Source organism: Ruegeria sp. SAZD011, assembly GCF_059612545.1.
In genome coordinates this window covers 193,695-219,938 of sequence record NZ_JBXWQU010000021.1, presented here as the reverse complement: position 1 = coordinate 219,938, position 26,244 = coordinate 193,695, and the positions used below count along the sequence as shown (strand labels likewise).

Sequence of the window (26,244 nt, the reverse complement as noted above, 5' to 3'; positions counted from 1 at the left end):
TTGGCCACTTGCCGCCGTCAGGCCCCGTAACGCGCCAGAAATGTATCGACGGCGGCCAAAGCAACCTCGTCGATCTCGGCCTGGCTGAAGCGGGTCTGGATGCCGAATACGGCGCGTGTCCACAGACGCGTCTTGCACAGTTCCGAGAACTGCTCGGCGGCCATCGGAATATCGTGGATCACCAGTTCGCCCTTTTCGACCGCCTTTTCCAGATACTCACAAATCTGGCGCTGCCCGTTCTCGGGACCCGCCGCATAAAAGGCACGCGCCAGTTCGGGGAAACGTTCGCGTTCTGCAAGGCAGATTCGGAACACCTGCTGCGCAAAATCCGACGTCAGAAATGCCACCAGCTGAGTCGCGGTGATGGTCAGCACTTCGCGCACGGGGCGCGTTTCATCGACCATCGCCAGAATGCGCTCGGCCATCAGCTGACACTCGGTCTGCGCCACCTCGACGAACAAAAGGCGCTTGTCGGGGAAGTAGCTATAGAGCGTCGCCTTGGACACCCCGGCCGCGCGGGCAATGTCATCGACATTGGCACCTTCGAACCCATCGCTCATGAACACGTCGCGCGCACCCCTGAGCACCTGGTCGAATTTGCGTCCCGTGCGCAGGATGGTCGCAGCCTGGGTCATTCCGTCTCCGCTGATATTCGGTTTTTTCAACCTATTTTGCGACGGGTGGAGTTTCAACGATTCGGGCGAAACGGGTTGCAACCGCGTTGGCCCGCGTTATCTTGGAATCATTCTAAAACAGAGGTCGAGCATGCGGTTTCTCTCCTATCGCAAACACTTCCGCGATCTGTCGGAACAAGAGGTTATCGCCTTGGCGATCTCGTCCGAAGAGGACGATGCTCGTATTTACCGCTCGTATGCTGAAATGCTGCGCGCCGACTATTCGGCGACGGCCAAACTGTTCGACGGCATGGCCGCCGAAGAGGATCAACACCGGGCCCAACTGATCGCCCTGCATGAACGCCGCTTTGGCGCGGTGATCCCGCTGATCCGGCGCGAGCATGTAGCCGGGTATTATGCGCGCAGGCCCGTCTGGCTGGTCGAAAACCTCGGGATCGAACGAATTCGCACCGAGGCAACCGCGATGGAGCGCGATGCCGAGCGGTTTTATCTGGCCGCCGCCGCCCGCTCGACCGATGCCGCCACCCGCAAGTTGCTGGGAGATCTAGCCGCCGCAGAGGCAGGGCATCAGGCCACCGCGTCCGATCTTGAATTGACCCATCTGGACGACGAGACCCGCGCGACAGAGGAAGCAACCGCGCATCGCCAGTTCATCCTGACCTGGGTACAGCCGGGACTGGCCGGGCTGATGGACGGGTCGGTGTCGACACTGGCACCGATCTTTGCCACCGCATTCGCCACTCAGGACACCTGGACCACCTTTCTGGTCGGTGTCGCCGCCTCGGTCGGGGCCGGCATCTCGATGGGTTTTACCGAGGCCGCCTCGGACGATGGCGAATTGTCGGGCCGGGGCTCTCCGGTCAAGCGCGGCTTTGCCTCGGGCATCATGACGACGCTGGGCGGGCTGGGCCATGCCTTGCCCTATCTGATCCCCGATTTCTGGACCGCGACCAGCATCGCGATCTTCATCGTGTTTTTCGAGCTTTGGGCCATTGCCTGGATCCAGAACAAATATATGGAAACGCCGTTCTTCCGCGCCGCATTCCAGGTTGTGGTGGGCGGCGCGCTGGTGTTGGCCGCCGGAGTGCTGATCGGCAGCGGCTAGCGGCCTTGTCATCCGGTCAAATCATGTTACCAGTTTCGAATGGTCGAGATCTTTCTGCGCACATTGCCATTTTTCGTGATCATCGGCCTGGGGTTCTGGGCCGGTCGCACACGGTTCTTCACGCCCGAGGCGACCGCCTATCTGACCAAGTTCGTGTTCTTCTTTGCCCTGTCGGCGATGCTGTTCCGGTTTGCCGCGACCCTGCCCTTTGCCGAGATTTTCAACGGACAACTGGTGATGGGCTATCTTTGGGGCACCGCCGGTGTCTATGGCGTCGCCTCGCTGGTGGCGTTCCTGCGCCGGTTGGACGTGCCGACCGCAGCGGTCGAGGCGCAATGCGCCGCCATCGGCAATGTCGGCTTTCTAGGCCTGCCGATGCTTGCCATGCTGTTTGGCGAGGCGGCGATCGGCCCGGTGATGCTGGTCCTGTCGGTCGATCTGATCGTGTTTTCCTCGCTCATCGTGATCCTGATCAATGGCGGGCGTGACGGGCGGCTGAGCCTTGGGACGCTGCGCCTGATCGGTCTGGGGCTGCTCAAGAACCCGATGATCGTCAGCATCTCCGCCGGGCTGATCTGGTCATCGCTGCGCCTGCCGATCCCCGGACCGCTGAACGATTTTCTGACCATTCTCGGTGGGGCGGCGACCCCCGGCGCGCTGTTTGCAATCGGCGCCTCGCTGGCTGGACGCTCGGCCGAACGGGTACAGATCGCCGCCTGGCTGAGCCTGTGCAAGCTGATCATCCACCCGGTTCTGGTGGCGCTGGCGGTTTTGTGGGTGTTCCCGGTCGATGCGTTCTCGGCCTCGGTCGCGATTGCCGCCGCAGCGCTGCCGGTGGCGGGCAATGTCTATATGCTGGCCGCCCATTACGGGGTGGCGCCACAGCGCGCTTCAGCGGCGATCCTGCTCTCAACCGCCGTCTCGATCCTGACCGTACCCGCCTTTATCGCCTGGGTCAGTGCCGTCTGATCCGAAGCGATTGCATCGCGGATGGTGATGTTATATGCGGTATTTTGAATGCATTAGGAGATATCTATGTTTCCCGCCCGGTTCGCCCCCCTGCTCTCTGCCGCGATCATGTCCGGCCTGATGTCTTGTATCGTGACATGCGTGGCCACGGTCCGAGCTGTCGGAGTGGCTCCGGGCATGGCCGCCAAATGGATGAGCGCCTGGATGCTGGCCTGGCCCATCGCGCTGGTGGTGCTGCTGTTCGTGGCGCCGTTGACCCGTCGTCTGGTCGCCGCCCTGGTGCGCAGCGAAACCTGAACCCGGCCAGGTCAGGTTGACGGGGCGCTACGCGAACCGCGGACGCTAATGTGCCTCGGCCCAGTTGGCGCCCCGGCCCGCATCCACCACCAGCCGCACATCCAGTCGCACCGCCGGATCGGCGGCGCCCTCCATTATATCGCGAGCTGCGGCGATAGTGTCCTCGACAGCGTCCTCTGCCACTTCGAACAGAAGTTCGTCATGCACCTGAAGCAGCATTTTTGCCGGCAGGTCGCGAATGGCATCCGGCATCCGCACCATGGCGCGGCGGATCACATCCGCCGCCGTACCCTGGATCGGCGCATTGATCGCCGCGCGGCGGGCAAAGCCTGCATGTGGCCCCTTGGCGTTGATCTCGGGTGTATGGATGCGCCGGCCGAACAGGGTCTGTACATAGCCATGCTCCTTGGCAAAGGCGATGGTGTCGTCCATGTAGGTCCGGATGCCGGGGAAACGCTCGAAATAGCGGTCGATGAATTCCTGCGCCTCGGCGCGCGGAATGCGCAGGTTGCGCGCCAGACCAAAGCCCGAGATGCCGTAGATCACGCCAAAGTTGATCGCCTTGGCGCGACGGCGGATCTCGGGCGTCATTTCCGCAAGCGGCACGTCGAACATCTCGGACGCGGTCATCGCGTGGATGTCGAGCCCGTCGGCAAACGCCTGTTTCAACGCCGGGATATCGGCGATATGGGCCAGGATGCGCAGCTCGATCTGGGAGTAGTCGAGGCTCAGCAGAACATTGCCCGGCTCGGCCACGAAAGCCTCGCGGATGCGGCGGCCTTCTTCGGTGCGGACGGGGATGTTTTGCAGGTTCGGGTCGGTCGAGGCCAGCCGCCCGGTATTGGCGCCAGTGATCGAATAAGAGGTATGGACCCGCCCGGTATCGGGGTTGATATGGGTCTGGAGCGCGTCGGTATAGGTTGATTTCAGCTTGCTCAGCTGCCGCCAGTCGAGGATGCGCGCGGGCAGTTCGTGTTCGGTCGCCAGATCCTCGAGCACATCCGCCGGGGTCGAATACTTGCCGGTCTTGCCCTTCTTGCCGCCCTCAAGCGACATCTTGTCGAACAGGATCTCGCCCACTTGAGCAGGCGACCCAACGTTGAATGTCTCACCTGCCAGGTCGTGAATCTCGGCCTCGAGCCCCGCCATCTTTTGCGCAAAGGCGTTCGACATCCGGCTCAGCACCTCGCGGTCGACCTTGACACCATGCATCTCCATCTCGGCCAGCACCGGCACCAGCGGGCGTTCCAGCGTTTCATAGACGGTGGTGACCTGCGCGCGGTGTAGTTGCGGTTTGAACAGCTGCCAGAGCCGCAGTGTGATGTCGGCATCCTCGGCGGCATAGGCGGTCGCCTCGTCGATCGGCACCTTGTCAAAGGTGATCGCCGATTTGCCCGAACCCAAGAGCGGCTTGATCGGGATCGGTGTATGGCTGAGATAGCGTTCGCTGAGCGTGTCCATCCCATGCCCGTGCAAACCACCATGCATCGCATAGGACAGCAACATGGTGTCGTCGATTGGCGACACGGCGACACCGTAGCGGGCAAAGATCTTTGCATCATATTTCATGTTCTGCCCGATCTTGAGGATCGCGGGATCCTCGAGCACCGGTTTCAGCAGATCGAGTCCCTCTTGCAGCGGCATCTGCCCCTCGGCCAGCTTGTCCGAGCCAAAGAGATCACCCGCGTCACCGTCGCGATGGGTCAGCGGAATGTAGCAGGCGGCGCCCGGTTCCACCGCCAGCGAGATACCGACCAGATCGGCGGTCATCTCGTTGAGGCCGGTGGTCTCGGTATCGACCGCGACCCAGCCGCGTTCACGCGCCTGTGCGATCCATTTTTCCAACGCCGCCGCATCACGCACGCATTCGTATCTGGACGCATCGAATGGCGGCTGCTCGGGCTGGGGCGCCTCTTCGGCCTCTGGCGAGGCCTTCTCGGCGATCACCGGAGCCTCGGCCCCCAGCTTGTCGGCGATCCGCTTGGTCAGGGTGCGGAACTCCATCTCGGCCAGGAAGCCAAGGAGTTTCTCGGGATCCGGGTCGCGCAGTTCCAGATCATCGAGCGTGAAATCGAGCGGGGTGTTGGCGTCAAGCGCAACCAGACGTTTCGAAAGCTCGATCTGGGCGCGCATGTCGATCAGGGTCTGGCGGCGCTTGGGCTGCTTAATCTCTTCGGCGCGGTCCAGCAGTTCCTCGAGCGAGCCGAATTCGTTGATCAGCAGCGCCGCGGTCTTGACGCCGATACCCGGCGCGCCGGGCACGTTGTCGACGCTGTCGCCCGCCAGCGCCTGCACATCGACAACGCGGTCAGGGAAAACGCCGAATTTCTCGAACACGCCGTCGCGGTCGATGCGCTTGCTCTTCATGGCGTCGAACATCTCGACCCCGTCACCCACCAGTTGCATCAGGTCCTTGTCGGAACTGACGATGGTCACCCGCCCGCCCGCGTCGCGCGCCTGATGCGCCAGGGTGGCGATGATGTCGTCAGCCTCATATCCCTCCAGCTCCTTGCAGGGGATGTTGAACGCCTCGGTCGCCCGCCGGGTCAGCGGAATCTGTGGACGCAGGTCCTCGGGCATTGCCTCGCGGTTTGCCTTGTAAAGGTCGTAGAGGTCGTTGCGGAAGGTGTGACTGCCCTTGTCGAAGATCACCGCCAGATGGGTCGGCGCATCGGGCCCGTGATCACCATCGACATAGCGTTGCAGCATGTTGCAGAAGCCGGACACCGCCCCGATCGGCAGCCCGTCGGATTTGCGCGTCAGCGGCGGCAGCGCGTGATAGGCGCGAAAGATAAAGGCCGATCCGTCGATCAGATGCAGATGGCAGCCTTTCCCGAAATTGCTCATGCGCGCTCTCCCTGTCGGTCAGGGATGGTTCTGCCACAGGGTCAGCCGGGTGACCAGTCAGGAACATGCCTTAACCGCCAAACAGACCGCTGAACACATCCGAGAAACTGTTCAGCAGCGCCATGATGACCAACGCGCCGAGGAGGGCGAAAAAAGCTACGGTAACAAACTGGAACAGGATCGCGCCCGTTCCGATGACCACTCCGGCGATGGCCGGACGTCGTTTTTCATGACGAAGGATGCCAATCACCGAGACAACAATTGCCAAACCGCCCAACATGGCGACACCGATACGCAAGTAGTCATCCAGGTCGCGGGTGGGGGCGACCGGTTCGGGTTGCTCCATGCCTGCGGCGGCCCTCAAAGTCGATTTTCCGATCTCGGCAGCAAGCTCGCCCAGCGAAACGCCGGTGGATTGTTGCGGTGCAAACGGCCCGGCCCAGAACACGAAAAGCGCCGCGAACAAGGCTAGTGCTGCAAGGAAGAATCCGGTCCAACCAAAAACCGGGTTGCCCGTATCAGCAGCGGTCATGTCTGTCATGTCACTTACCCACGATGGTCGCACCAAAGCGGCTAAGTGAAAATCGGGGCGAGATTTGGGCGGAACCCGGTTGGGCAGGCTATCAGCCTTGCTCTGTGCCCTTCAAAACATATTTGCAATCGCAATAGGGGCATTCGACCCAGCCGCTATCCTCGGGGATCTGCAACCAGACGCGCGGGTGTCCCAAAGCGCCTTCGCCCCCGTCACAGGCAACGCGGCTTTTTTCAACGATCTTGGTTTCCGGCGCTTGGATGGTCATCGCGGGGGCCTTTCTTCAGGTTGTCGGCACTGCGGACATGGATTAGGTCCGTTTATGAGCGACAAGGCGAGCAGGAGCAAGAGCCGCGCATGACCGAAGACGCAATCCGGATCGAGGGTCTGACCAAGACCTATCGCGGCAGTCACGGACAGCCGGAAAAGCAGGCTCTGAAAGGGATCGACCTGAGCGTGGCGCGCGGCTCGGTCTTTGGTCTGCTGGGGCCCAACGGCGCCGGGAAATCCACATTGATCAACATCCTTGCCGGGCTGGTCACCAAGACCGCCGGCAAGGTCACGATCTGGGGATTCGACCAGGACCAGAACCCGCGCCAGTCGCGTGCCGCCATCGGGGTGATGCCGCAAGAGCTGAACCTCGACCCGTTCTTCACCCCGCGTGCCGCGCTGGAAGTTCAGGCCGGTCTATACGGTGTGCCCAAATCACGGCGCTGGAGCGACCAAATCCTCGCCATGATCGGCCTGACAGACAAGGCCGAGGCCTATGCCCGTACCCTGTCGGGCGGCATGCGGCGGCGGCTGTTGCTGGGCAAGGCGCTGGTGCACCGGCCCCAGGTTCTGGTGCTGGACGAACCCACCGCCGGCGTCGATATCGAGCTGCGCCAGATGCTCTGGACCAATGTGCGCAAGCTGAACGCCGAAGGCATGACCATCATCCTGACCACCCATTACCTGGAAGAGGCGCAGGAGATGTGTGATCAGATCGCCATCATCAACCAGGGTCAGGTGGTGGCGCGGGACAGCACCGCCAACCTGCTCAGCCGCCTCGACGCGCGCGCAATGGTGATCCAACCCGAAGGGCCCATCACCGATCTGCCGCAAGGCCCGGGAATCGAGGCCGAGGCGCGCGACGACGGCACTCTGGCATTGCGCTATCACAGCCAGAGCACCAGCGCGGAGGCTGTGCTGGAAGCGGTCCGCTCCGCTGGCATCCGCATTCGCGACGTGCGCACCGAACAGGCCGATCTCGAGGATGTGTTCCTGGCACTGACGTCATCAACCTGACCTGCCCCGATCATGCCCGGTCGATCCTTGCCTGGTAACAGTTGTTGCGGGCCGATCGTACATGCGCATAGGCGACATCAGGCCGTCTCAGCATCGTCTTTGCCGCCTCTTGCAAACCGTCTGCCGGCACCACGTGCCCGGTGCCATAGACGATACGGTCGTCACGCCCATAACCCTTGATCAGGTAGTCGGGCGAACTGGTCAGCACCTCGGGCAACGGGCTGTCCTCGGCATGGCGGTTACAGGGTTCGGCACAGACAAAGATCGGCCCGGTCTCGGCATAGGGGTGCAGCCCGTCAAACGGGCGATGCGCGAGAATCAACATCGGCGCTCCCTGCGGTATGTAGCGAAGGCAATGACGGCACGGGTTGCCAGCCCCGTCTGACAGGACACGCTCGGGGTGGTTGCCATAGGCGTCGGTTGCGCCTCTTTGCCAGGCGCGGACGGTTTCGGTTTGCAATGCGGTGATGCGGATCATGCGGCTCTCCAGTCTGAACATACCGCAGATATCGCGCAACAAGCCCATGGCTCGCGACCCGGTTCCTGCGGGTTCAGCCGCAGGACAGCCGGGTCACCAGTCCCGCCTTGTCCGTCGAGACGTTCAGACGGTTCGGGCGATAATCCTGCGTAACAAGGCTATCGGGGCCGATCACGCGAGCGCCTTCGGGCAGCAGATGGCTCACAGTGGCAACCGGCTGACCGACGATATCCCCCAGGTCATCTCCCTTGCAAAAGCTCAGATCGACCGGCGCCGGTTCCGCTGCGCGAGGTTCCTCAACCGTATCTGCACAGGCGGCGAGCAAAAGAAAGATCGGGGTAAATCGATACATTGGCGTTCCTTTTTTGACAAATGTCGGTTCCGTGTGGTCAGGTGCGGTCGGAACCTGACACGAAACCGGTATCAAAGAAACCCGGCTCTCGGGGTCGGGACGCAAAGGATCGGGACAAGGAGAGACGAGATGCGGACGCGCGCGGCGGTAGCGATTGAGGCGGGCAAGCCCCTGGAAGTGATGGAGGTGAACCTCGAAGGGCCGAAGGCCGGCGAGGTTCTGGTGGAGATCAAGGCCACCGGCATCTGTCACACCGATGAATTCACCCTCTCGGGCGCCGATCCCGAGGGGCTGTTCCCGGCCATTCTGGGTCACGAGGGCGCGGGCGTCGTGCTCGAGGTCGGCCCGGGCGTCACCTCGCTCAAACCCGGCGACCACGTGATCCCGCTCTACACGCCGGAATGCCGCCAGTGCGAGTATTGCCTGAGCGGCAAGACCAACCTGTGCCAGGCCATTCGCACCACCCAAGGTCAGGGCCTGATGCCCGACGGCACCACCCGGTTTTCCATGCTCGATGGCACGCCGATCCTGCATTACATGGGCTGCTCGACCTTCTCGAACCACACCGTCCTGCCCGAGATCGCGCTGGCCAAGGTGCGGCCGGACGCGCCCTTTGACAAGATCTGCTATATCGGCTGCGGCGTCACCACCGGCATCGGCGCGGTGATCAATACCGCCAAGGTGGAAATCGGCAGCCGCGCGGTGGTGTTCGGCCTGGGCGGCATCGGTCTGAACGTGATCCAGGGCCTGCGGCTGGCGGGCGCCGACCAGATCGTGGGCGTCGACCTGAACCCCGACAAGGTGCCGATGGCCAAGCGTTTTGGGATGACCGATTTCGTCAACCCGGCCGAGGTCGAGGGCGACATGGTGGCGCATCTGGTCGAGCTGACCAGGGGCGGCGCCGATTATTCGTTCGATGCGACCGGCAATGTGGGCGTGATGCGCACCGCGCTGGAATGCGCGCACAAGGGCTGGGGCGAAAGCATCATCATCGGCGTGGCGCCGGCGGGGGCCGAGATCTCGACCCGTCCGTTCCAGCTGGTGACGGGCCGGGTGTGGAAAGGCACCGCGTTCGGCGGCGCCAAGGGCCGGACGGATGTGCCCAAGATCGTGGATTGGTACATGGACGGCAAGATCGAGATCGACCCGATGATCACCCACACGCTGAGCCTGGACGAGATCAACAAGGGCTTCGACCTGATGCATGCCGGCGAAAGCATCCGCTCCGTCGTCGTCTACTGAGGCCTATACTGACCCCAAACCGGCGCCCAAATTGGGCGCCGATCACAAGGGGTGCGGGCTCATCATTTGGATGGCGCCACCGGCATCGGGTCTGTGAGACCCTCACCGGGTGGCTGATTCGCTGGCCTCTTTGACTTCTTCGGCCACCGCCTCCACCGCGTCTTCGCCATCGGCATCGGTCTCGAACTCGACTTCATCAGCCTCGGGCGCCTTCTGTTCGATGGCGCCAACAATCAGCGGCAGCATGTTCGCCGTGGTCGTGGACCCCGCATCGGTGTCCTGCGGTGCCCGCCAGCTGAGCGTGTCAAAGCTGTTGCAATGGGCACAGACCGGCGCCCATGCGGCATGGATATGCTGGCAGCTGTCGCAGACCCATTGCGGCCCACGCGGCGCGGTCAACGCGCGCGCCAGCCATCCCTGCACCACCGCGTCCGAGGCGCCCTCGCCCCGCTCGATCGCGGCCATCAGCGTATAGGCACGCGCATCGGGGGAGTGTTCCAGCAGATCGCCCAGCGCCCGGCGCGCCTCGGGGAAATCCTCGGCGACGATGTTCAATTCGGCCATCATCAGCCGGGTTTCGGCATGCTGCGGATGCGCCTTGGCCAAGGCGGCGAAGCGCTTGATCCGCGCGGCGGGCGTCTCATCCGGCGCGATCTCGGCATAGGCATGGGCCAGATCGGGATGCGGCTGTACCTGCCAGGCCTTGGTCAGGATCTTGGCCGCGTTCTTTGGTTTACCCTTGGCGATATGGGCGCGCGCGGCCATGGCCGCCGCCGGGATCAGGTCGGGGGACAGGCGGTTGGCCTCGATGGCGCGTTCCTGTTGGTCGATACTTGCAGTCTCGGACAACAAATCGCGTGCCTCCGACAGCGCCAGCACCGCATCGCGGCGCTTGTACACGTCTCGCGGCAGCGTGCCCGTCTTCAGCTTCGAGGTCAGCGTTGCCCGTGCGCCGGCCCAGTCCTGGGCACGGGTCTGCAACTTCAACAGCACGTCCTGGGTTTCTTCGTGGCGGGGTTTCAGTGCCAGCGCCTTTTCGGCCAGCTTGCGGGCGGTCTCGTCATCGCCCTCGGCCAGTTTCTGCTTCATGATCCCGCGCACCCCGACAAACCGGGTGCTCTGATCGGTGACCAGCTTGCGATAGGTTTCGGCCGCCTTCTTGGTATCACCGGTCATCTCGGCCGCCTGCGCCACCAGCAGATTGGTCAATTCGGGTTTCTGCAACAGCTTCTCGGCGCGCGCGGCCTTGGCCATGGCGAGACGCCCCTCGCCCGAGGCCAGCGCCATCAGCCCCTCGGTCAGCGCCTGATAGCCGCGTCGTTCACGCCCCCGGTCGAAATAGCGCGAGAGGGCGGTTTCATCACCATTGAGGAATTTCAGCGTGGCGATGAGCAGCGTCAGAAGCTTGAAGAACAGCCAGACCGCCACCACCAGCAGCCCGAACCCGATCACCGATTGCAGCGGTCCAAGCGTGTATTCGGTGCCTGCGACGGTGATCTGAACACCGCCGCTTGCCTCCATCAGGAAACCGGCGCCCAGTGCCAGCAATGCGATGATCGCGACGAAAACCAGGATCTTGAGCAATGACCACAGCATGGGCTGTCCTTCAGTTCGAGTTCAGGCTTTGCGCCAGCGTATCCGCTGCCGCAATCGCTTGGTGGCGGCTGCTGGCCTGGGCAACCCAGTCGGCTAGGGCCGCCTGCGCCGTCTCGGGCAAAGCCGCGACAAGATCAAGCGCCGATGCCAGATCGCCAGAGGTCACCGCTGCCTCGGCCCGCGACAGTACCGCGTCGGGGTCGTCTCCTGCGCGGGGCGTGACCGAGCGGGCGCCGGTCTGGCGTTCCAGGAAGGCAAGAAGACCGGTTCCCTTGGTCGTTTCGCGCAGGTCGGCGAGCGCGGCCCGGGCGGCGGGCGGGAAGGTGTCACGCAACACAGCCAGCGAGGCGACTCCGTTGGCGGCCGGGCCGGACAATGCGGCAGGGATGTCGATACCGGCGACCGTCAGCGCCGCCAGCGGTTCGGCATAGGGTGCACCGGCCTCAAGCTGGCCACGCAGTTGCGCCAGAGCACCACGATTGGCGGCCAGTTGCGCATCGGCGGCGGCGGTTGCCTTCAACGCCTGCGCATCGGCCACCATCTGTTCGACCTCGGCACGTTGCGCCGCCAGCGCCTCGCGCGTGCGGGCCAGTTCGGCCTCGTAGGCGGCAACCACCTCGGGCGAGGCACCTTCGGCGACCGGGCGGGTTTCAATCTCGGACAGGCGGGCAGCCAGTGCCGTCAGGTCCTGCGCCTGGCTATCGGTACGGCTGGTCAGGTCCTTGGCAGTGGAGGCAAGCGGTGCAAGCTGCGCGGAGAGATCGCCCAGTTGTGCGGACAGGCCCGAGATATCGGGCATTTCGATCTTGCCGAGATCGGATTTCAGGGCGCTCAGCGCTGCCTGCTGCTGATCAAGTTTCGATTGAAGCGCAGCGATAGCCTCGGCACCGTCCGATGCGCGCAGGCCTGGCGGCAGCAGAGGGTCGATCAGGTCGGCACGTCCGGCCAGAAAACCCAGCACTGCCGCGACAATGCCACCGATCAGGGCCGGGGCAAAACCACCACGCCGCGCCTCGGCCTGTGGCGCAGGCTGTGGGTCATGCTCGGGCGCGTGGGTAGCTTCGGCTTCGGCTTCGGCTTCGGCTTCGGCTTCGGCTTCGGCTTCGGCTTCGGCTTCGGCTTCGGCTTCGGAAGGCGCCTCTGTCGCCGCCTTCGCCTCGTCAACCGTTGGTTCAGGCAACTCCTGTTTGGTCTCGGACATAGGGTCGGTGACGGTTTCCAGCTCTGGGTCTTTCTTCTCGGCCACCGCGCTGTCCCTTTCGAATCTGAAAATCTTCAAATACCGGATGCCGTTCGACACTAATGCGCGCCCGGACGCCCCTCAACCCGAATGGCACGAGTCACGGCAATTTCAATCGCGTCCCGCATGGCGTCGGCATCCGGAGTCTTGGCAACTATCAGATCGGAAAGCTTCTTGTTTTCAAATGGTTTTTTCACTGCCTCACTCATCGCGACGACGCTGAGCGACGGCGTGCCGTTCAACAGCCCGGCAAATTGTCGCGCGGTCCGGGGTGAGAAAACCGGTGCAATAACGGGTTTGCCACCCGTCAGAACCCGTTGTGCCTCGTCCGAAAGGGGCAACAAGCGCTGGGCATAGATCACCTGTTCGCCGGTCCTCAACCCCATCCGGGTCAGGTTTGCCGCCACTTCACCGCGCCCATGTTCACCGCGCAGATGCAAAAGAGGCGTTTCCGGACGCCGCGCGAGTATCCCCGCGATCAGCGCCTCGGCGCTCTCGCCCGCCATGGTGGCAGACCAGCCCGCCTGCGCCGCCATCCGGGTGGTTGCCCGCCCGACACAGAAACAGGGCAGCGACCGGTCTGCGGTCAAGCGCGCGGCGATGCCCACACCATTGGAGGAGGTAAAGATCAGACCCGCCGCCGAACCAAAATCCAGCGCCTCGACTGTCGGCTCGATCCGCAACAGCGGGGAATAGACCACGTTCAGCGCCTGCCGGATCTCGGGGCGCAACCCGGCGACAAACCGTTCCGAGGCGCCACGCGGGCGGGTCATCAGCAGATAGATCAGCGGTGCGCTCCTGCGTGGCGGGATTGTTTGCGGGTCGCGGGGGTGATACCCCGCTCGCCGAACATCATGCAACGGTGGGGCCGATGGCGCAAACCCTGACGATACTCGGGCTGGAAAGCAGTTGCGACGATACCGCCGCCGCGGTGGTGCGCCAGACCGAGGGGCAGGCGGCCGAGATCCTGTCTTCGGTCGTGCATGGCCAGACCGACCTGCACAGCGCCTATGGTGGCGTGGTGCCCGAGATCGCCGCCCGCGCCCATGCCGAAAAGCTGGATATCTGCGTGCGCCAGGCGCTGGCCGAGGCTGGCGTTACCCTGGCCGATCTGGATGCGGTGGCGGTGACCGCCGGGCCGGGCCTGATCGGCGGGGTGATGTCGGGGGTGATGTGCGCCAAGGGGATCGCCGCCGCCAGCGGCCTGCCGTTGATCGGGGTGAATCATCTGGCGGGCCACGCGCTGACCCCGCGCCTGACCGACCAGATCGCCTATCCCTATCTGATGCTGCTGGTGTCGGGCGGGCACTGCCAATACCTGATCGCCCACGGGCCCGAACAGTTCTCACGGCTTGGCGGGACCATCGACGACGCCCCGGGCGAGGCCTTTGACAAGACCGCGCGCCTGCTGGGCCTGCCGCAACCCGGCGGTCCTTCGGTCGAGAGCGAGGCGCGGCAGGGTGATCCCAAGCGATTCCGCTTTCCCCGGCCCTTGCTGGACCGACCCGGTTGCGACCTGTCCTTTTCGGGGTTGAAGACCGCGCTGATGCGGATGCGCGACCAGTTGGTCGCCGAACAGGGCGGGTTGACCCGGCAGGATCGCGCCGATCTGTGCGCCGGGTTTCAGGCCGCCGTGGTGGATACCCTGGCGGAAAAGACCCGACGCGCGCTGGCGCTCTATCTGGCAGAGGACCCAGCAGACCCGGTTGTCGCGGTCGCTGGTGGGGTGGCGGCCAACGCCGCCATCCGCGCGGCGCTGGAAACGGTCTGCGCCGAGGCGGGTGCCCGCTTCACCGCGCCGCCGCTGCGCCTGTGCACCGACAACGCGGCAATGATCGCCTATGCCGGTCTCGAACGCTTCTGCAGCGGCGCCCGCGACGGGCTGGACCTGACCGCCCGGCCGCGCTGGCCACTCGATCAAAGCAGCCCGGCGATGCTGGGCAGCGGCAAGAAGGGCGCCAAGGCATGAGTGTCGCTGTTCTGGGATCGGGCGCATTCGGCACCGCTTTGGCAATCTCGCTTGCGGGCAAGGGTCCGGTCACGCTGTGGTCACGGTCCCCCGAACAGGCGCGGCAGATGCAGGAGACCCGCGAGAACCAACAGCGCCTGCCCGGCCTGCCGCTGCCCGAAGCGCTGAGCGTTACCGATGATCTGGATCAGGCTTCGCATTGCGACACGCTGCTCCTGGCGGTGCCGATGCAGAAACTGCGCGGCATGATGTCAGATCATGCGGCTGCATTGCTCGGGCGGGTTCTGGTCGCCTGCTGCAAGGGGATCGAGCTGAATAGCGGCCTCGGCCCGATGGCCGTGATGGCAGAAACCCTGCCCGGCACCTGCACCGCGCTGCTGACCGGACCCAGCTTTGCCCAGGATATCGCGCGTGGCCTGCCGACGGCACTGACGCTGGCCTGCGCCGAGGCCGATCTGGGTCGCGATTTGCAGGCACAGCTGACCACCGCCAACCTGCGGCTCTATCGGACCACCGACACGATCGGGGCCGAACTTGGTGGCGCGCTGAAGAACGTGATCGCGATCGGCTGCGGCGCCTGCATCGGTGCCGGGATGGGCGACAGCGCCCGCGCCGCGCTGTTGACCCGTGGCTTTGCCGAGATGCAGAGGCTGGCGGCTCTGAAAGGCGCCCGGCCCGAGACCCTGATGGGCCTGTCTGGCCTTGGCGATCTGATGCTCACCTGCTCGTCCGACCTGTCGCGCAACTATCGGTTCGGTCTGGCATTGGGCCGACAGGAACCGTTCGACCACGCCACCACGGTCGAAGGTGTCGCCACTGCCCATGCGGTGGCACAACTGGCCCGCGATAACAGGATCGAGATGCCGATCAGCACAACGGTGGCGCAGCTTTCAAACGGCGATTACAGTGTCGCCGAAGCGATGCGTTCGCTACTCAACCGACCGCTCAAGGAGGAATGACATGCTGGTTGCCCTGATCGCACGGGACAAGGACGGCGCCCTGCAAACCCGGCTCGACAATCGCGCCGCCCATCTGGCCTATATCGAGGAAACCGGCGTTGTGGCGCAGGCCGGGCCGCTGCTGGACGGTGACGCGATGATCGGCTCGCTGGTCATTCTTGATGTGGCCGATCTGGCCGCGGCCGAGAACTGGGCCGCAAATGACCCCTATGCCAAGGCCGGGCTGTTCCAGTCGGTGCAACTGATCCCGTGGAAAAAGGTAATCGGCTGATGGCCTATTGGCTGTTCAAATCGGAACCCGAGACCTGGGGTTGGGACGATCAGGTCGCCAAGGGCGATGCGGGTGAAGAATGGGATGGCGTGCGCAATTATCAGGCGCGCAACTTCATGCGGGAAATGGCGCTGGGTGACCGGGGCTTTTTCTACCACTCGCAAAGCGACAAGGCGGTGGTCGGTATCGTCGAGGTCTGTGCCGAGGTTCATCCCGACAGCAAGGCGGATGACCCGCGCTGGGAATGCGTGGATATCAAGGCGGTGCGCCCCTTTCAGCAGCCGGTGACGCTGGACCAGATCAAGGCCGACCCGCGCCTGTCCGAGATGGTTCTGGTACGCAACTCGCGCCTGTCGGTGCAGCCGGTGACCGAAGCGGAATGGCGCGCAGTCTGCGCAATGGGGCAGACAGATCCCGACTGATCATGCATTCTGGCCGCATCGCGGATACTCGATGAGGCAAGGATGGAACTGTTGAATGTGCTGGCGGCCGCGTTTGGCGCATTTGCGCTGGGATCGGTCTGGTACATGGTTCTGGCAGAACCCTGGATGCAGGATGCCAAAGTGCCGCGCGGCCCCGACGGCAAACCCCAGGGCGGCATGACCCCTGGCATTTTTGCGGCCAGCTTTCTGCTGCAACTGGTCGTGGCGGGGATGATGCGGCATGTCTTTGCCCTCTCGGGGATCGACAGTGCGGGGGCGGGGATCGTGGCGGGGATCGGCATCGGGCTGTTCTTCATCACACCCTGGATCACGCTCAACAATCTCTATGGTATGCGCCCGCTGCGGCTCAGCCTGATCGACGGGGGTTATGCAACACTGGCCTGCGCGGTGATGGGCCTGATCCTGACGCTGTTCTAGAACCCCGGTCTCGGGCGGCGGCGCAACAAAAAAGGGGAAGGTCCTGACGGTTCAGAACCCTCCCCTACCCCCGCGTGCTCCCAACACACCACACGCGAATTCTGTACCGAGGTTCTGACCGTCCTGGTCATACACTACCTATACGCCCGATACCCGTTCCGGCGCAAAGGCAAAGCTTTGACAATATTCGTAAAATGCGAAACGCCCGCCAATGCGGGCGCTTGCGTGTACAGCATGCCGTTGGCTCAGCCGTAGACGGATTCCTTGCCGAAATGCTTGGTCAGCATGTAATAGACGACGGCGCGATACTTGTTGCGCTCGGACTTGCCATAGGTGTCCACGACCTTGGCAATGGCGGCATCCAGTTCCGGCCCGTCGGCGAGGCCCAGTTTCTTGATCAGGAAATTGTTCTTGACGGTTTCCAGCTCACCCGGCTGGCTCGACGCGACGGTCGAGGCATCGGCATCATAAATCGCCGGACCGCAGCCAATGGTAACCTTGGTCAGCAGGTCCATGTCGGGTTCCATCCCGCACTTGTTCTTCAGATCGTCTGCATATTGGGCGATCAGGTCGTCGCGTTTTCCCATCTCTTCACTCTCCCGAGTTTTTCTGTTTTCGGCCAGTCTATCCGGCACTGGCGAGAGCGTAGCGGCAGCCGGGTCGCGCACAAAGGGAAAACTTGGCCGGTTTTCCCTGTAAGTCGCCGTGATCGGCCTTGTCATCGCGTCAAGTCAGCCCCGAGGCGAGAGACAACGCGACGGGCCGCCTCACTTCAAGACCACGCCATCCTTCTTGCCGTGGTCGGTACGCTTGTCGAGGACCTCGTCCTGTTTGGCCCATTTCTTAATCACCGCGTCACCATTGGCACATTTGGTTTTCTCGATTTCCTGGGCGGCCTGAACACCATGCGCGCCGTGCAACTCCTCGTGTTTCTTCAGGGCCGTGACAAAGGATTTCCAGCTTTTGCGCAGCTCCGGATCCAGCTTGGCCTCGTTCTTATGCTTGGGCATCGTATAGGTGATACTGACTGACAGGTCGCAACTGCCGGACCATTTCACATACCAGTCCGTATAGGCCCAGAACCCGTTGGGTCCCCGCGCATCCATCTCCCGGATCAGGTCCTGCGCTGTGGTGGCATTCACCACATAGGTCTTGTTCACAACGGTTACCTTGGGTTTCGCCTCGGCCATCGTTGTCCCGACCGAAAGCCCCAACGCCGCCACACACAGCATCGTCACCAAACGGCGGGGGAAAAGAAACTTCATACGCATATCACATTCCTAGAGGTGCATGCCGCCTGACGGCTCGGCTCAGTTGCATGAGATAAGCGGACTAGGGATTAACGCGTCAAGCTTTATCGGATCGCTGCGATCGGTATCAAAAGGCCGCCCCGATCGTATCGGGGCGGCCAGTCAGAACGGTTGGGCATCGGCTGACGCCGACACTCAATAGCGGTAGTGTTCCGGCTTGAACGGACCTTCGGGCTTGACCCCGATATAGCTGGCCTGATCGGGGCTCAGCTGGGTCAGCTTGACACCGATCCGGGCCAGGTGCAGGCGGGCGACTTTCTCGTCCAGATGCTTGGGCAGGATATAGACCTTGTTCTCGTACTGGTCGCCCTTGGTGAACAGTTCGATCTGCGCCAGAACCTGGTTGGTGAACGAGGCCGACATCACGAACGAGGGGTGGCCGGTGGCGTTGCCCAGGTTCAGCAGACGACCCTCGGAGAGCAGGATGATCTTGTTGCCCGAGGGCATTTCGATCATGTCCACCTGTTCCTTGATGTTGGTCCATTTGTGGTTCTTGAGCGCGGCCACCTGAATCTCGTTGTCGAAATGGCCGATATTGCCGACGATGGCCATGTTCTTCATCGCGCGCATATGCTCGATGCGGATCACGTCCTTGTTGCCGGTGGTGGTGATGAAGATATCGGCGCTGCCGACCTCATCTTCCAGCGTGGTCACCTCGAACCCGTCCATGGCGGCCTGAAGGGCGCAGATCGGGTCGACCTCGGTCACCTTCACGCGGGCGCCGGCGCCACGCAGGGACGCGGCAGAACCCTTGCCAACATCGCCGTAGCCGCAAACCACGGCGACCTTGCCGGCCATCATGGTGTCGGTGGCGCGGCGGATACCGTCGACCAGCGATTCCTTGCAGCCGTATTTGTTGTCGAATTTCGACTTGGTGACGCTGTCATTCACATTGATCGCCGGGAAGGGCAGATGGCCGTCCTTGACCAGCTGATACAGGCGGTTGACGCCGGTGGTGGTTTCCTCGGACACGCCCTGGATCTGGTCACGCATCTTGGTGAACCAGCCCGGCGAGGCGGCCATGCGCTTCTTGATCTGGGCCTTGATCACGGTTTCCTCTTCCGACGACGGAACCGGAATGATGTCCTCACCCGCCTCGGCGCGGGCGCCGAGCAGGATGTAAAGCGTCGCGTCGCCGCCATCATCCAGGATCATGTTGGGGCCGTCCTCGAACAGGAAGGATTTGTCGAGGTAATCCCAATGCTCTTCCAGCGTCTGGCCCTTGATCGCAAAGACGGGGATGCCTGCCGCCGCAATCGCTGCCGCAGCGTGGTCCTGGGTCGAGAAGATGTTGCACGAAGCCCAGCGCACATCGGCGCCCAGCGCCACCAGCGTCTCGATCAGGACGGCGGTCTGGATGGTCATGTGCAGCGAACCGACAATCCGCGCGCCCTTGAGCGGCTGCGCCTCGCCATATTCTTCGCGCAGCGCCATCAGGCCTGGCATCTCGGTTTCGGCAATATCCAGTTCCTTGCGGCCAAACCCGGCCAGCGAAATGTCCTTGACGATATAATCCCCGGCCATCTGTCACTCCATTCCGGCAAATTCGGTCGCCAGAGGCCCTATCACCCCTGCCTTCGACTGGCAACGAGGATCAGGGGGAATGATCGCGGCTGTGGCTCAGCTGGGGATATCGGGCACCGGCTGGGTGTCGGGGGTCTGGAAATAGTCGGTGCCCGCAGCGACGATGCAACTGATGCCGGAGGCCCGGGTCAGCAGCACGGTAAAGGTGCCGGTCTCGGACGAGGCCCAAAGCTCGATCACCGAGGCGCCATCAGACAAGGGCTGCAAGCCACCGGCAGCGAGTCGTTCAGAGTATTTCTGCTGCAACCGGTCGACGATCGCCGCGCGCGCGGCACAGGATTGCGCGGTGGCCGTCCCGGCGGACAGGATCAGGCCAAAGCCGGCCAATGCTCCCAACAGAGGCTTGATCATCGCAAGCTCCTTTCGCATAGAGGAACGGATCTGTAGGGGGACGTGCCGGGAGGAGATAACACGCCCCCCGCTCTTCGATAGACCGATCAAGCCACCGGGCCGCGAACGCGACACCTGTTCGTTGGGCTGGCAGCATGTGATCGGAACAGGGATCAGGCTGCGCCCGGAATGTGGCAAAAACATGGCACGCAAAAGGGGACGTGGCACAATGGCAACACAACCCAGAGCCTGGCAAAGGATGCTGTCGGGGCGGCGGCTGGATCTGCTGGACCCGACGCCGGTCGACATCGAGATCGAGGATATCGCCCATGGGCTGGCCTTTGTCGCGCGCTGGAACGGGCAAACACGAGGGGAATTCGCCTATTCGGTGGCTGAACATTCGCTGCTGGTCGAGGATATCTTTGCCCGCATCGTCCCCGGCGCCGAGGCGAAGTGGCGGCTGGCGGCGCTGCTGCACGACGCGCCCGAATATGTGATCGGCGACATGATCTCTCCGGTCAAGGCAGCGGTCGGGGCCGATTACGGGCTGCTTGACGCACGGCTGACAGCGGCAATCCACATCCGGTTCGGCCTGCCCGCCGTGCTGCCGGTGCAGATCAAGAAACAGATCAAACGCGCCGACCGGGTCAGCGCCTGGATGGAGGCCACACGGATCGCCGGGTTTACCGAGGCCGAGGCGAACAAGTTCTTTGGCAGGCAGAAACCCGAGCTGATGCAGGGCCTGGACATCTGCCTGCGACCGCCGCTGGAAACGCGCGCCGCCTTTACCGCCCGCTACGAGGCCTTGATTTCCGAAGTCTGATCCGCTGCGGCGTCATCGCGCGCGGCACGGCGTGCGCGCCGCTCCTGCCGCATGATCCGGCGCCGGCGCTTTTGATATTCCTCGCTCTCGACAAAATCGCCGGCCTGATCCAGCCCCTTGTCGCGGAACATCTGGGCGCGCTCCTCGTCGGTTGCGCGCGGCCAGTCCACGTCCGGGCGCACGAAACCGCCCATCGCCAGGCCGCGCCCGATCACGGCATGATCGAGCTCGCCGAAGGAGAGCCGGTTCGATTTGCCACCCTCGCCCCGCACCCATTCGGTATAAAGCGCGTCGATCACCATCGGGTTGCAGCGACAGAAATGGGCGACATTCTTGGCCAGTAGGTTGGTGGCCCCGGCCTTGCGGCGTAGGATCATCGCCACTTTCTGATCGGGCCGTCCGACCATGGCGTAAAGGTGCAGCGCCGAGCCGTCGGCGGCAATCACATGGGTCGCGGCCTTGTAGCGGGCCAACTGGGTTTCAAGATTGTATTTCTCGGGGTGAAAGACGTCATAGCCTTCGGCCCGCAGCAGGTCCTCCAGCCGTTCCTCTCCCAACATGCCACCCTTGCCGAGGCCCAATGCCGAGCGCGAGATATAAATCTTGCTGGGTCCGTCCGGTTCGACCGACTTGCCGAACCCGGCATGGATCGCGTTGCGGAATTTCTGCGTGCCCTGCGTGATCGGACCCAGGCCAAAACCCTGCCCGGGCACGATCAACTCTTCGACGCGGGTCGGCGCGGTGGCCACATGGATTGGCAGATCAGGTCGCATCAGGTCGATGAAATCGCGCTGAAATCCACGAATCTGATCGCCAACACGCGGGCGTTTGGGGATAAACAGCACGCCGTCTATCGGCCCTTCGATATGATCCAGCGCCCAAAGCCGCGCGGTGCTTTCCACCAGGAAATGGCCGAAATGCGCCCACAATACCCCACCCCACAGCCAGCGACCGGACAGGGTTTCCGACACACTTTCAGGCATCGGGGGTTCGGTCGTCAGAGGGCGATAACGACGCCAAAGCGCACCCTGCGGACAATAGCGGCCATCGCTGTACAGCACGCCAGCCTCTTGGGTGAAACCGCTGACCTCGGGCGGTACCACTATTGCGCCGGTCAGAGTGTCTAGCCCCTCGGACCAGCCGCCATTGGGCTGCGGTTGTGTCGTTGGATCGTTGGGGTCGAGTTCAGGCGCTTGCGCCATAACGAACCTCTCAGCGCGGGCTTCTCTTGGCCAGAATCCTTTGCAGGGTCCGACGGTGCATATTTAGCCGGCGCGCGGTTTCGCTAACGTTACGATCACAGAGTTCATAGACACGCTGAATATGTTCCCACCGCACCCGGTCCGCGCTCATCGGGTTTTCGGGCGGCGGTGGCAATTCGTCGCCGGTGGCCAGCAAGGCGTTGGTGATGTCGGTGGCATCGGCGGGTTTCGACAGATAGTCGGTGGCCCCGATCTTGACCGCCGCAACCGCGGTGGCGATGGCACCGTAACCGGTCAGAACCACGACCCGGCAATCGGGCCGCTTTTCGCGCAGCACCTCGACCACATCCAGCCCGTTACCATCCTCGAGCCGCAGATCGACCACCGCATAGGCCGGTGGCCGGGCGGTGGCAATGGCGCGCCCGGCGGCAACCGAACCGGCGGTCTCGATCTCGAAGCCGCGTTTTTCCATCGCCTTGGCCAACCGGCGCAGAAACGGCTCGTCGTCATCGACCAGCAACAGCGACTTGTCGGGTCCGATATCGGGCTGGGGGGCGTCGACCATGCTCATTCTTTCCGCTGTTTTTCGTGTTTTTGCCTAAGGGCGAGTATTAACAGCGACTGCGGCAAGGTCAAACGCCTCTGTCGTGATCACATGGCGTCCAGAAAACATCCGATCCGGTCGGCCATCTGCTCTGCCGTCTCGTCGCGGCGGAAAAACTCGACAAAGCCATGCTCGGGCAGCACCAGGTAAGAGAAGGTCGAATGGTCGACCAGGTAGTACTCGTCGCTCTTGTCCTGTGCCCGGTAATAGGTCTTGTACGCCTGACTTGCGGCCTTGACCTGCTCGGGCGAACCGGTCAGGCCGATCATGCGCTCGTGCAGGTTGGCGGCGAAATCGCCAACCACCTCGGGGGTGTCCCGGTCGGGGTCGATCGAGATAAAGATCGGGGTCACCCTCTGGCCCCGGTCTTCCAGAAGGTCCACGGCCTCGGCATTGCGCGAGGTATCCAGCGGGCAGACATCAGGACAGAACGTATAGCCGAAATAGAGCAACGACGGCTCTGTGATCACATCCTTGTCGGTCACGGTCTCGCCCTTGGCATTGACCAGTTCGAACGGGCCGCCGATGGTCTCGGCCCCGCCGGCAATCTGCCCGGCGCGACATTGGGCGAACCGATCATCTCCATCACCGCCTCGGGTGGCGATCCAGGTGGCGCCCAGTGCGGTGGCAGCGACCACCGCGGCGAGAAAGGCATAGAGTCGGGTCATTTTCGGCCTCAAGGTCAGAGATGTTGATCGTCTCGGCCCGGACACCTATCAAGATAGCCAGCCGTTGCAACTGGACATAGGCGCGCGATGCCGGACTCCAACATGAACCTCGTGCTCGGACAAGAGCGCAGCAGCTGGATCCGTCTGCGCACGATGATCCTGCTCAGATGGGTGGCCATTGCCGGGCAGGTCGCCGCGATTCTGGTCGCACAGCACAGCTATCACCTGCAACTGAACCTGGGCCTGTGCTACCTGGCCATCGGCATTTCGGCCGTCGGCAACCTGCTTGCGATCTTTCTTTTCCCTGAAAACAAGCGCTTGGGAGAGTTCGAGAACTTTTTGATGGTGTTGTTCGACCTGTTGCAGCTGGGCTTCCTGCTGTATCTGACCGGCGGATTGCACAACCCGTTCGCGCTGCTTCTGGTCGGGCCGGTGATCATCTCGGCCAATGTCATGGGCCTGCGCTCGACCCTGTTCATCGGCACCACGGCCATAGTTCTGGTTACGCTGCTGGGCCTCTATCACGTTCCGTTGAGAACCGAGATGGGCTTTGTCCTGCGCATTCCGGATGTGTTCGTCTTTGGCCATTGGACGGCGATCATAATCGCGATCATCTTTCTGGGCGCCTATTCCTACAGGATCAGCTCCGAGGTGCAATCGATGTCCGAGGCGTTGGCTGCGACCCAGATGGCGCTGTCGCGCGAACAGAAGCTGACCGATCTGGGTGGCGTGGTGGCCGCCGCCGCACATGAGTTGGGAACACCGCTGGCGACGATCAAACTGGCCAGTTCCGAGCTGGTCGAAGAGCTGGATGACCGCCCCGACCTGCGCGAGGATGCGGCGCTCATCCGCGAGCAGGCGGATCGCTGCCGCGATATCCTGCGTGACATGGGCCGGGCGGGAAAGGACGATCTGCATCTGCGCCAGGCTCCGCTGTCTACCGTGATCCACGAGGCCGCCGAACCGCATGTGCACCGCGGCAAGACCGTGCATTTCGACGAAGGTCCCGGAGCGGGTGGCGATCTGCAACAGCCCTCGATCCTGCGCAAGCCCGAGGTCATCCACGGGCTGCGCAACCTGATCCAGAACGCGGTCGACTTTGCCCGTGCCAATGTCTGGGTCGAGGCGGAATGGACAGCCGAGACGATCACGGTCTCAATCATGGACGACGGTCGCGGCTATCCCGGCCACATGATCGGCCGGATCGGCGATCCTTTCGTGCGCCGTCGCCGTGCCGAGATCGACCGCCGCACCCGGCCGGAATACGAAGGCATGGGCCTGGGTCTGTTCATCGCCAAGACCCTGCTGGAACGCAGCGGAGCCGAATTGAGCTTTGCCAATGGTTCGGATCCCTACCAGACGCTTACCGATCAGTCCGAACGCCGTGGTGCAATCGTTCTGGTCGTGTGGCCCCGGTCGCAGATCGACGCTCAGACCGGCGAGAATCCTGTCCCGCTAGGGTTGAATGAGCAGTTTCAAGTTTAGTTAAACTTGTGTTAACCTCTGACCCTCAGGATCGATCCATTCGGACGGGACAAGGCGGGTTGCGAATATGGCGGATTGGCTGGCTCTGGCGGCAATTGCCCTGTTGTCTGCGGGTCTGACAGGACGGTTCCTGATCGTCTCGATGCGCGCGGGCAAACCAATAGGACGGATATTCGAACCGGGCGGCGGGCAAGGGCATGTGTTTCTATTTGACGGCACCGACCTGATCGGTGCCTCGCATCCAGGCACCGACAGAGGTATTCATGACTGGCACGGCCTGCGCGACAGGCTTGCTGACGAATTCCCTGGATTCCCATCGGATCCCGAGCACGTGGAACAGCAAGGAGAATTGGTCGTCACCGCGATCGATGGACGGGCTGACCGCGATGTCTTTTGCGAATGGATCGACGGCATCATTCGGGTCGAACTGCGCAGGCATTGCCAGACACAAGATGGTAAACGGCAGAACCCCGATACCGACCCGCTGCGACTTGCGATGGACCAGGCTCCCTATCCGGTCTGGTATCTAGGCGGAGATGGCGGCATCCGATGGTGTAACGCCGCCTATGTGGTTCTCGCCCGAAAGGTTCGAGGTCGCTCGCCGGAACTGTTCGACCCGCTGTTTCCCGACGTCTCGGACATAGGCGCGCCGGGCAAGAAAACCCGGATTTCCATCGCGACCGGCGATACCGGCACCAAACTATGGTTCGACGTTGTTATCGTCCCGCAGGACGAAGGCTGTCTCTGCTACGCGATGGACATCAACGCGGTCGTCGATGCCGAAGTCGCCCAGCGCAATTTCGTGCAGACCCTTGCCAAGACCTTTGCCCAACTGTCCATCGGGCTGGCGATATTTGACCGCAACCGGCAACTGGCCCTGTTCAATCCCGCCTTGATCGACCTGACCTGTTTGCCCGCCGATTTCCTCAGCAGCCGACCCGAGGTGTCGAGCTTCTTTGACAGGCTGCGCAATCTCAACATGATGCCGGAGCCAAAGAATTACGGTGGCTGGCGCCAGCAGATGAACGACCTGCTGCAAGCGGCATCGAGCGGCAATTATCAGGAAACCTGGTCGCTGCCCTCGGGCTCGGTCTATTCGGTCAGCGGGCGGCCCCATCCTGATGGCGCGGTGGCCTTCCTGTTCGAGGACATCACCGCCGAGATCACCCTGACCCGCCGGTTCCGCTCGGAACTGGAGCTGGGGCAGGCGGTGCTGGACCATCTGGATGCGGCGATAGCGGTGTTCGCCGCCGACGGGTCGCTGGCCTTTTCCAACGCCGCCTATCACCGGCTGTGGAAATCCGATCCCGATCTCAGCTTTGCACAGGTGACGATCGTGGATGCGACCCGAACCTGGCAGGACCTTTGCGCCGCGACGCCGCTCTGGGGCGAGATCCGAGACTTTGTCGAAAGCCGCGAAAACCGGGCCGAATGGGGGGGGCGCGTGCAATTGCGCAGCGGCGCGCATCTGATCTGCACTGTCAGCCCGATCCAGAACGGCTCTACCCTGGTATCCTTTTCTGCACCCGTAGAGACAGCCGCGCGCGGCCCCGCCCACGCCGGGGGGTGATACCGCCTTGCAGCCGGAATGCACCGCGG

The 26,244-nt window shown here is 63.0% G+C and carries 29 protein-coding genes; 13 read left to right on the top strand and 16 right to left on the bottom strand.

The window, feature by feature from the left end; translation table 11 throughout:
* Positions 1-17: 17 nt before the first annotated feature.
* The gene (locus tag AC2FLM_RS08385) at positions 18-635 is read right to left on the bottom strand and encodes a TetR/AcrR family transcriptional regulator (RefSeq protein WP_234221966.1); all 618 of its coding nucleotides are present in this window, start codon (positions 633-635) and stop codon (positions 18-20) included.
* Positions 636-765: 130 nt separating this feature from the next.
* Here AC2FLM_RS08385 and mbfA point away from each other — a divergent pair, with 130 nt between their 5' ends.
* From mbfA to AC2FLM_RS08370, 3 genes are all read left to right on the top strand, one after another.
* Positions 766-1,740 carry an iron exporter MbfA gene (mbfA, locus tag AC2FLM_RS08380; protein ID WP_496857189.1) on the top strand — a complete coding sequence of 325 codons (975 nt, stop codon included), beginning with the start codon at positions 766-768 and terminating at the stop codon, positions 1,738-1,740.
* Between the two features lie 39 nt (positions 1,741-1,779).
* Entirely contained in the window at positions 1,780-2,709 is a 930-nt protein-coding gene (locus AC2FLM_RS08375; RefSeq protein WP_496857187.1) for an AEC family transporter, read from the top strand.
* A gap of 66 nt (positions 2,710-2,775) precedes the next feature.
* Positions 2,776-3,006, top strand: a complete 231-nt coding sequence (locus tag AC2FLM_RS08370; protein WP_234145787.1) for a DUF2798 domain-containing protein — start codon at positions 2,776-2,778, stop codon at positions 3,004-3,006.
* 45 nt (positions 3,007-3,051) lie between these two features.
* Here AC2FLM_RS08370 and polA read toward each other — a convergent pair whose 3' ends face one another.
* From polA to AC2FLM_RS08355, 3 genes are all read right to left on the bottom strand, one after another.
* A complete protein-coding gene (polA, locus tag AC2FLM_RS08365; protein WP_496857185.1) occupies positions 3,052-5,853 on the bottom strand; it encodes a DNA polymerase I in 2,802 nt (933 codons plus the stop codon).
* Positions 5,854-5,923: 70 nt separating this feature from the next.
* A complete protein-coding gene (locus AC2FLM_RS08360) occupies positions 5,924-6,394 on the bottom strand; it encodes a hypothetical protein (RefSeq protein ID WP_234139100.1) in 471 nt (156 codons plus the stop codon).
* Positions 6,395-6,476: 82 nt separating this feature from the next.
* The gene (locus tag AC2FLM_RS08355; RefSeq protein WP_234139101.1) at positions 6,477-6,653 is read right to left on the bottom strand and encodes a zinc-finger domain-containing protein; all 177 of its coding nucleotides are present in this window, start codon (positions 6,651-6,653) and stop codon (positions 6,477-6,479) included.
* An 89-nt stretch (positions 6,654-6,742) separates the two neighbouring features.
* On the opposite strand from AC2FLM_RS08355, the gene AC2FLM_RS08350 reads away from it, so the two are divergent.
* Positions 6,743-7,672 (top strand): ABC transporter ATP-binding protein, encoded by a 930-nt coding sequence (locus tag AC2FLM_RS08350; protein WP_496857182.1) that lies wholly within the window; start codon positions 6,743-6,745, stop codon positions 7,670-7,672.
* A gap of 10 nt (positions 7,673-7,682) precedes the next feature.
* Here the strand turns inward: AC2FLM_RS08350 and AC2FLM_RS08345 are convergent, their stop codons facing one another.
* Complete coding sequence (locus AC2FLM_RS08345) at positions 7,683-8,150, bottom strand: DUF1203 domain-containing protein (protein WP_496857180.1); 468 nt, start codon at positions 8,148-8,150, stop codon at positions 7,683-7,685.
* Between the two features lie 73 nt (positions 8,151-8,223).
* Entirely contained in the window at positions 8,224-8,502 is a 279-nt protein-coding gene (locus AC2FLM_RS08340) for an I78 family peptidase inhibitor (protein ID WP_234145783.1), read from the bottom strand.
* Positions 8,503-8,631: 129 nt separating this feature from the next.
* Between AC2FLM_RS08340 and AC2FLM_RS08335 the strand changes: the two genes are divergently transcribed.
* Positions 8,632-9,744, top strand: coding sequence for an S-(hydroxymethyl)glutathione dehydrogenase/class III alcohol dehydrogenase (locus AC2FLM_RS08335; protein WP_496857178.1), 1,113 nt, complete (start codon positions 8,632-8,634; stop codon positions 9,742-9,744).
* A gap of 102 nt (positions 9,745-9,846) precedes the next feature.
* Here AC2FLM_RS08335 and AC2FLM_RS08330 read toward each other — a convergent pair whose 3' ends face one another.
* From AC2FLM_RS08330 to AC2FLM_RS08320, 3 genes are read right to left on the bottom strand one after another with little or no spacing between them, the layout of a single operon-like run.
* Complete coding sequence (locus tag AC2FLM_RS08330) at positions 9,847-11,340, bottom strand: heme biosynthesis protein HemY (protein WP_496857176.1); 1,494 nt, start codon at positions 11,338-11,340, stop codon at positions 9,847-9,849.
* A gap of 10 nt (positions 11,341-11,350) precedes the next feature.
* On the bottom strand, positions 11,351-12,586 hold the full coding sequence (locus tag AC2FLM_RS08325) for a hypothetical protein (RefSeq protein WP_496857174.1): 1,236 nt from the start codon (positions 12,584-12,586) through the stop codon (positions 11,351-11,353).
* A gap of 53 nt (positions 12,587-12,639) precedes the next feature.
* On the bottom strand, positions 12,640-13,353 hold the full coding sequence (locus AC2FLM_RS08320; RefSeq protein WP_496857172.1) for a uroporphyrinogen-III synthase: 714 nt from the start codon (positions 13,351-13,353) through the stop codon (positions 12,640-12,642).
* A 98-nt stretch (positions 13,354-13,451) separates the two neighbouring features.
* Between AC2FLM_RS08320 and tsaD the strand changes: the two genes are divergently transcribed.
* Genes tsaD through AC2FLM_RS08295 form a run of 5 tightly spaced genes read left to right on the top strand, consistent with a single transcriptional unit; the run spans position 13,452 to position 16,639 of the window.
* The gene (tsaD, locus tag AC2FLM_RS08315) at positions 13,452-14,549 is read left to right on the top strand and encodes a tRNA (adenosine(37)-N6)-threonylcarbamoyltransferase complex transferase subunit TsaD (RefSeq protein ID WP_496857170.1); all 1,098 of its coding nucleotides are present in this window, start codon (positions 13,452-13,454) and stop codon (positions 14,547-14,549) included.
* A complete protein-coding gene (locus AC2FLM_RS08310; RefSeq protein ID WP_496857168.1) occupies positions 14,546-15,508 on the top strand; it encodes an NAD(P)H-dependent glycerol-3-phosphate dehydrogenase in 963 nt (320 codons plus the stop codon). Before tsaD ends, AC2FLM_RS08310 begins: the two co-directional genes overlap by 4 nt.
* Before the next feature lies 1 nt (position 15,509).
* A complete protein-coding gene (locus AC2FLM_RS08305) occupies positions 15,510-15,779 on the top strand; it encodes a YciI family protein (RefSeq protein ID WP_234145378.1) in 270 nt (89 codons plus the stop codon).
* The gene (locus AC2FLM_RS08300) at positions 15,779-16,201 is read left to right on the top strand and encodes an EVE domain-containing protein (protein ID WP_496857166.1); all 423 of its coding nucleotides are present in this window, start codon (positions 15,779-15,781) and stop codon (positions 16,199-16,201) included. The genes AC2FLM_RS08305 and AC2FLM_RS08300 overlap by 1 nt, the downstream gene beginning before the upstream one ends.
* Before the next feature lie 42 nt (positions 16,202-16,243).
* Positions 16,244-16,639, top strand: a complete 396-nt coding sequence (locus tag AC2FLM_RS08295; RefSeq protein ID WP_234139115.1) for a DUF1761 domain-containing protein — start codon at positions 16,244-16,246, stop codon at positions 16,637-16,639.
* A 245-nt stretch (positions 16,640-16,884) separates the two neighbouring features.
* Here AC2FLM_RS08295 and AC2FLM_RS08290 read toward each other — a convergent pair whose 3' ends face one another.
* The 4 genes from AC2FLM_RS08290 to AC2FLM_RS08275 form a co-directional block, all read right to left on the bottom strand.
* A complete protein-coding gene (locus tag AC2FLM_RS08290; protein WP_234145376.1) occupies positions 16,885-17,226 on the bottom strand; it encodes a DUF2853 family protein in 342 nt (113 codons plus the stop codon).
* A gap of 180 nt (positions 17,227-17,406) precedes the next feature.
* Complete coding sequence (locus AC2FLM_RS08285; protein ID WP_496857164.1) at positions 17,407-17,910, bottom strand: DUF922 domain-containing protein; 504 nt, start codon at positions 17,908-17,910, stop codon at positions 17,407-17,409.
* A 174-nt stretch (positions 17,911-18,084) separates the two neighbouring features.
* Positions 18,085-19,473, bottom strand: coding sequence for an adenosylhomocysteinase (ahcY, locus tag AC2FLM_RS08280; RefSeq protein WP_496857162.1), 1,389 nt, complete (start codon positions 19,471-19,473; stop codon positions 18,085-18,087).
* Between the two features lie 96 nt (positions 19,474-19,569).
* On the bottom strand, positions 19,570-19,884 hold the full coding sequence (locus tag AC2FLM_RS08275) for a hypothetical protein (RefSeq protein WP_496857161.1): 315 nt from the start codon (positions 19,882-19,884) through the stop codon (positions 19,570-19,572).
* A gap of 208 nt (positions 19,885-20,092) precedes the next feature.
* Here AC2FLM_RS08275 and AC2FLM_RS08270 point away from each other — a divergent pair, with 208 nt between their 5' ends.
* Entirely contained in the window at positions 20,093-20,686 is a 594-nt protein-coding gene (locus tag AC2FLM_RS08270) for an HD domain-containing protein (protein WP_496857159.1), read from the top strand.
* On the opposite strand, the gene AC2FLM_RS08265 is transcribed toward AC2FLM_RS08270, so the two are convergent.
* From AC2FLM_RS08265 to AC2FLM_RS08255, 3 genes are all read right to left on the bottom strand, one after another.
* Positions 20,659-21,888, bottom strand: coding sequence for a glycosyltransferase family 61 protein (locus AC2FLM_RS08265; RefSeq protein ID WP_496857157.1), 1,230 nt, complete (start codon positions 21,886-21,888; stop codon positions 20,659-20,661). The genes AC2FLM_RS08270 and AC2FLM_RS08265 overlap by 28 nt on opposite strands.
* A 10-nt stretch (positions 21,889-21,898) precedes the next feature.
* The gene (locus tag AC2FLM_RS08260) at positions 21,899-22,453 is read right to left on the bottom strand and encodes an ActR/PrrA/RegA family redox response regulator transcription factor (RefSeq protein WP_234139263.1); all 555 of its coding nucleotides are present in this window, start codon (positions 22,451-22,453) and stop codon (positions 21,899-21,901) included.
* 86 nt (positions 22,454-22,539) lie between these two features.
* Positions 22,540-23,160, bottom strand: coding sequence for an SCO family protein (locus tag AC2FLM_RS08255; RefSeq protein ID WP_234182114.1), 621 nt, complete (start codon positions 23,158-23,160; stop codon positions 22,540-22,542).
* Between the two features lie 87 nt (positions 23,161-23,247).
* Between AC2FLM_RS08255 and regB the strand changes: the two genes are divergently transcribed.
* The gene (gene regB, locus AC2FLM_RS08250; RefSeq protein WP_496857155.1) at positions 23,248-24,645 is read left to right on the top strand and encodes a sensor histidine kinase RegB; all 1,398 of its coding nucleotides are present in this window, start codon (positions 23,248-23,250) and stop codon (positions 24,643-24,645) included.
* Between the two features lie 67 nt (positions 24,646-24,712).
* Positions 24,713-26,215, top strand: coding sequence for a PAS-domain containing protein (locus AC2FLM_RS08245; protein ID WP_496857153.1), 1,503 nt, complete (start codon positions 24,713-24,715; stop codon positions 26,213-26,215).
* The last annotated feature ends 29 nt before the right edge of the window (positions 26,216-26,244 follow it).

Coding starts and splice junctions, on each gene's coding strand:
- AC2FLM_RS08245 (WP_496857153.1), top strand. CDS start 24,713: ATGGCGGATTGGCTGGCTCTGGCGGCAATTGCCCTGTTGTCTGCGGGT.
- AC2FLM_RS08285 (WP_496857164.1), bottom strand. CDS start 17,910: ATGCGTATGAAGTTTCTTTTCCCCCGCCGTTTGGTGACGATGCTGTGT.
- tsaD (WP_496857170.1), top strand. CDS start 13,452: ATGGCGCAAACCCTGACGATACTCGGGCTGGAAAGCAGTTGCGACGAT.
- AC2FLM_RS08340 (WP_234145783.1), bottom strand. CDS start 8,502: ATGTATCGATTTACCCCGATCTTTCTTTTGCTCGCCGCCTGTGCAGAT.
- AC2FLM_RS08350 (WP_496857182.1), top strand. CDS start 6,743: ATGACCGAAGACGCAATCCGGATCGAGGGTCTGACCAAGACCTATCGC.
- AC2FLM_RS08310 (WP_496857168.1), top strand. CDS start 14,546: ATGAGTGTCGCTGTTCTGGGATCGGGCGCATTCGGCACCGCTTTGGCA.
- AC2FLM_RS08265 (WP_496857157.1), bottom strand. CDS start 21,888: ATGGCGCAAGCGCCTGAACTCGACCCCAACGATCCAACGACACAACCG.
- polA (WP_496857185.1), bottom strand. CDS start 5,853: ATGAGCAATTTCGGGAAAGGCTGCCATCTGCATCTGATCGACGGATCG.
- AC2FLM_RS08290 (WP_234145376.1), bottom strand. CDS start 17,226: ATGGGAAAACGCGACGACCTGATCGCCCAATATGCAGACGATCTGAAG.
- AC2FLM_RS08330 (WP_496857176.1), bottom strand. CDS start 11,340: ATGCTGTGGTCATTGCTCAAGATCCTGGTTTTCGTCGCGATCATCGCA.
- AC2FLM_RS08300 (WP_496857166.1), top strand. CDS start 15,779: ATGGCCTATTGGCTGTTCAAATCGGAACCCGAGACCTGGGGTTGGGAC.
- AC2FLM_RS08295 (WP_234139115.1), top strand. CDS start 16,244: ATGGAACTGTTGAATGTGCTGGCGGCCGCGTTTGGCGCATTTGCGCTG.
- AC2FLM_RS08255 (WP_234182114.1), bottom strand. CDS start 23,160: ATGACCCGACTCTATGCCTTTCTCGCCGCGGTGGTCGCTGCCACCGCA.
- AC2FLM_RS08360 (WP_234139100.1), bottom strand. CDS start 6,394: ATGACAGACATGACCGCTGCTGATACGGGCAACCCGGTTTTTGGTTGG.
- AC2FLM_RS08335 (WP_496857178.1), top strand. CDS start 8,632: ATGCGGACGCGCGCGGCGGTAGCGATTGAGGCGGGCAAGCCCCTGGAA.
- AC2FLM_RS08270 (WP_496857159.1), top strand. CDS start 20,093: ATGGCAACACAACCCAGAGCCTGGCAAAGGATGCTGTCGGGGCGGCGG.
- AC2FLM_RS08320 (WP_496857172.1), bottom strand. CDS start 13,353: ATGACCCGCCCGCGTGGCGCCTCGGAACGGTTTGTCGCCGGGTTGCGC.
- AC2FLM_RS08260 (WP_234139263.1), bottom strand. CDS start 22,453: ATGGTCGACGCCCCCCAGCCCGATATCGGACCCGACAAGTCGCTGTTG.
- AC2FLM_RS08370 (WP_234145787.1), top strand. CDS start 2,776: ATGTTTCCCGCCCGGTTCGCCCCCCTGCTCTCTGCCGCGATCATGTCC.
- ahcY (WP_496857162.1), bottom strand. CDS start 19,473: ATGGCCGGGGATTATATCGTCAAGGACATTTCGCTGGCCGGGTTTGGC.
- AC2FLM_RS08275 (WP_496857161.1), bottom strand. CDS start 19,884: ATGATCAAGCCTCTGTTGGGAGCATTGGCCGGCTTTGGCCTGATCCTG.
- AC2FLM_RS08385 (WP_234221966.1), bottom strand. CDS start 635: ATGACCCAGGCTGCGACCATCCTGCGCACGGGACGCAAATTCGACCAG.
- AC2FLM_RS08305 (WP_234145378.1), top strand. CDS start 15,510: ATGCTGGTTGCCCTGATCGCACGGGACAAGGACGGCGCCCTGCAAACC.
- regB (WP_496857155.1), top strand. CDS start 23,248: ATGCCGGACTCCAACATGAACCTCGTGCTCGGACAAGAGCGCAGCAGC.
- AC2FLM_RS08355 (WP_234139101.1), bottom strand. CDS start 6,653: ATGACCATCCAAGCGCCGGAAACCAAGATCGTTGAAAAAAGCCGCGTT.
- mbfA (WP_496857189.1), top strand. CDS start 766: ATGCGGTTTCTCTCCTATCGCAAACACTTCCGCGATCTGTCGGAACAA.
- AC2FLM_RS08375 (WP_496857187.1), top strand. CDS start 1,780: ATGGTCGAGATCTTTCTGCGCACATTGCCATTTTTCGTGATCATCGGC.
- AC2FLM_RS08345 (WP_496857180.1), bottom strand. CDS start 8,150: ATGATCCGCATCACCGCATTGCAAACCGAAACCGTCCGCGCCTGGCAA.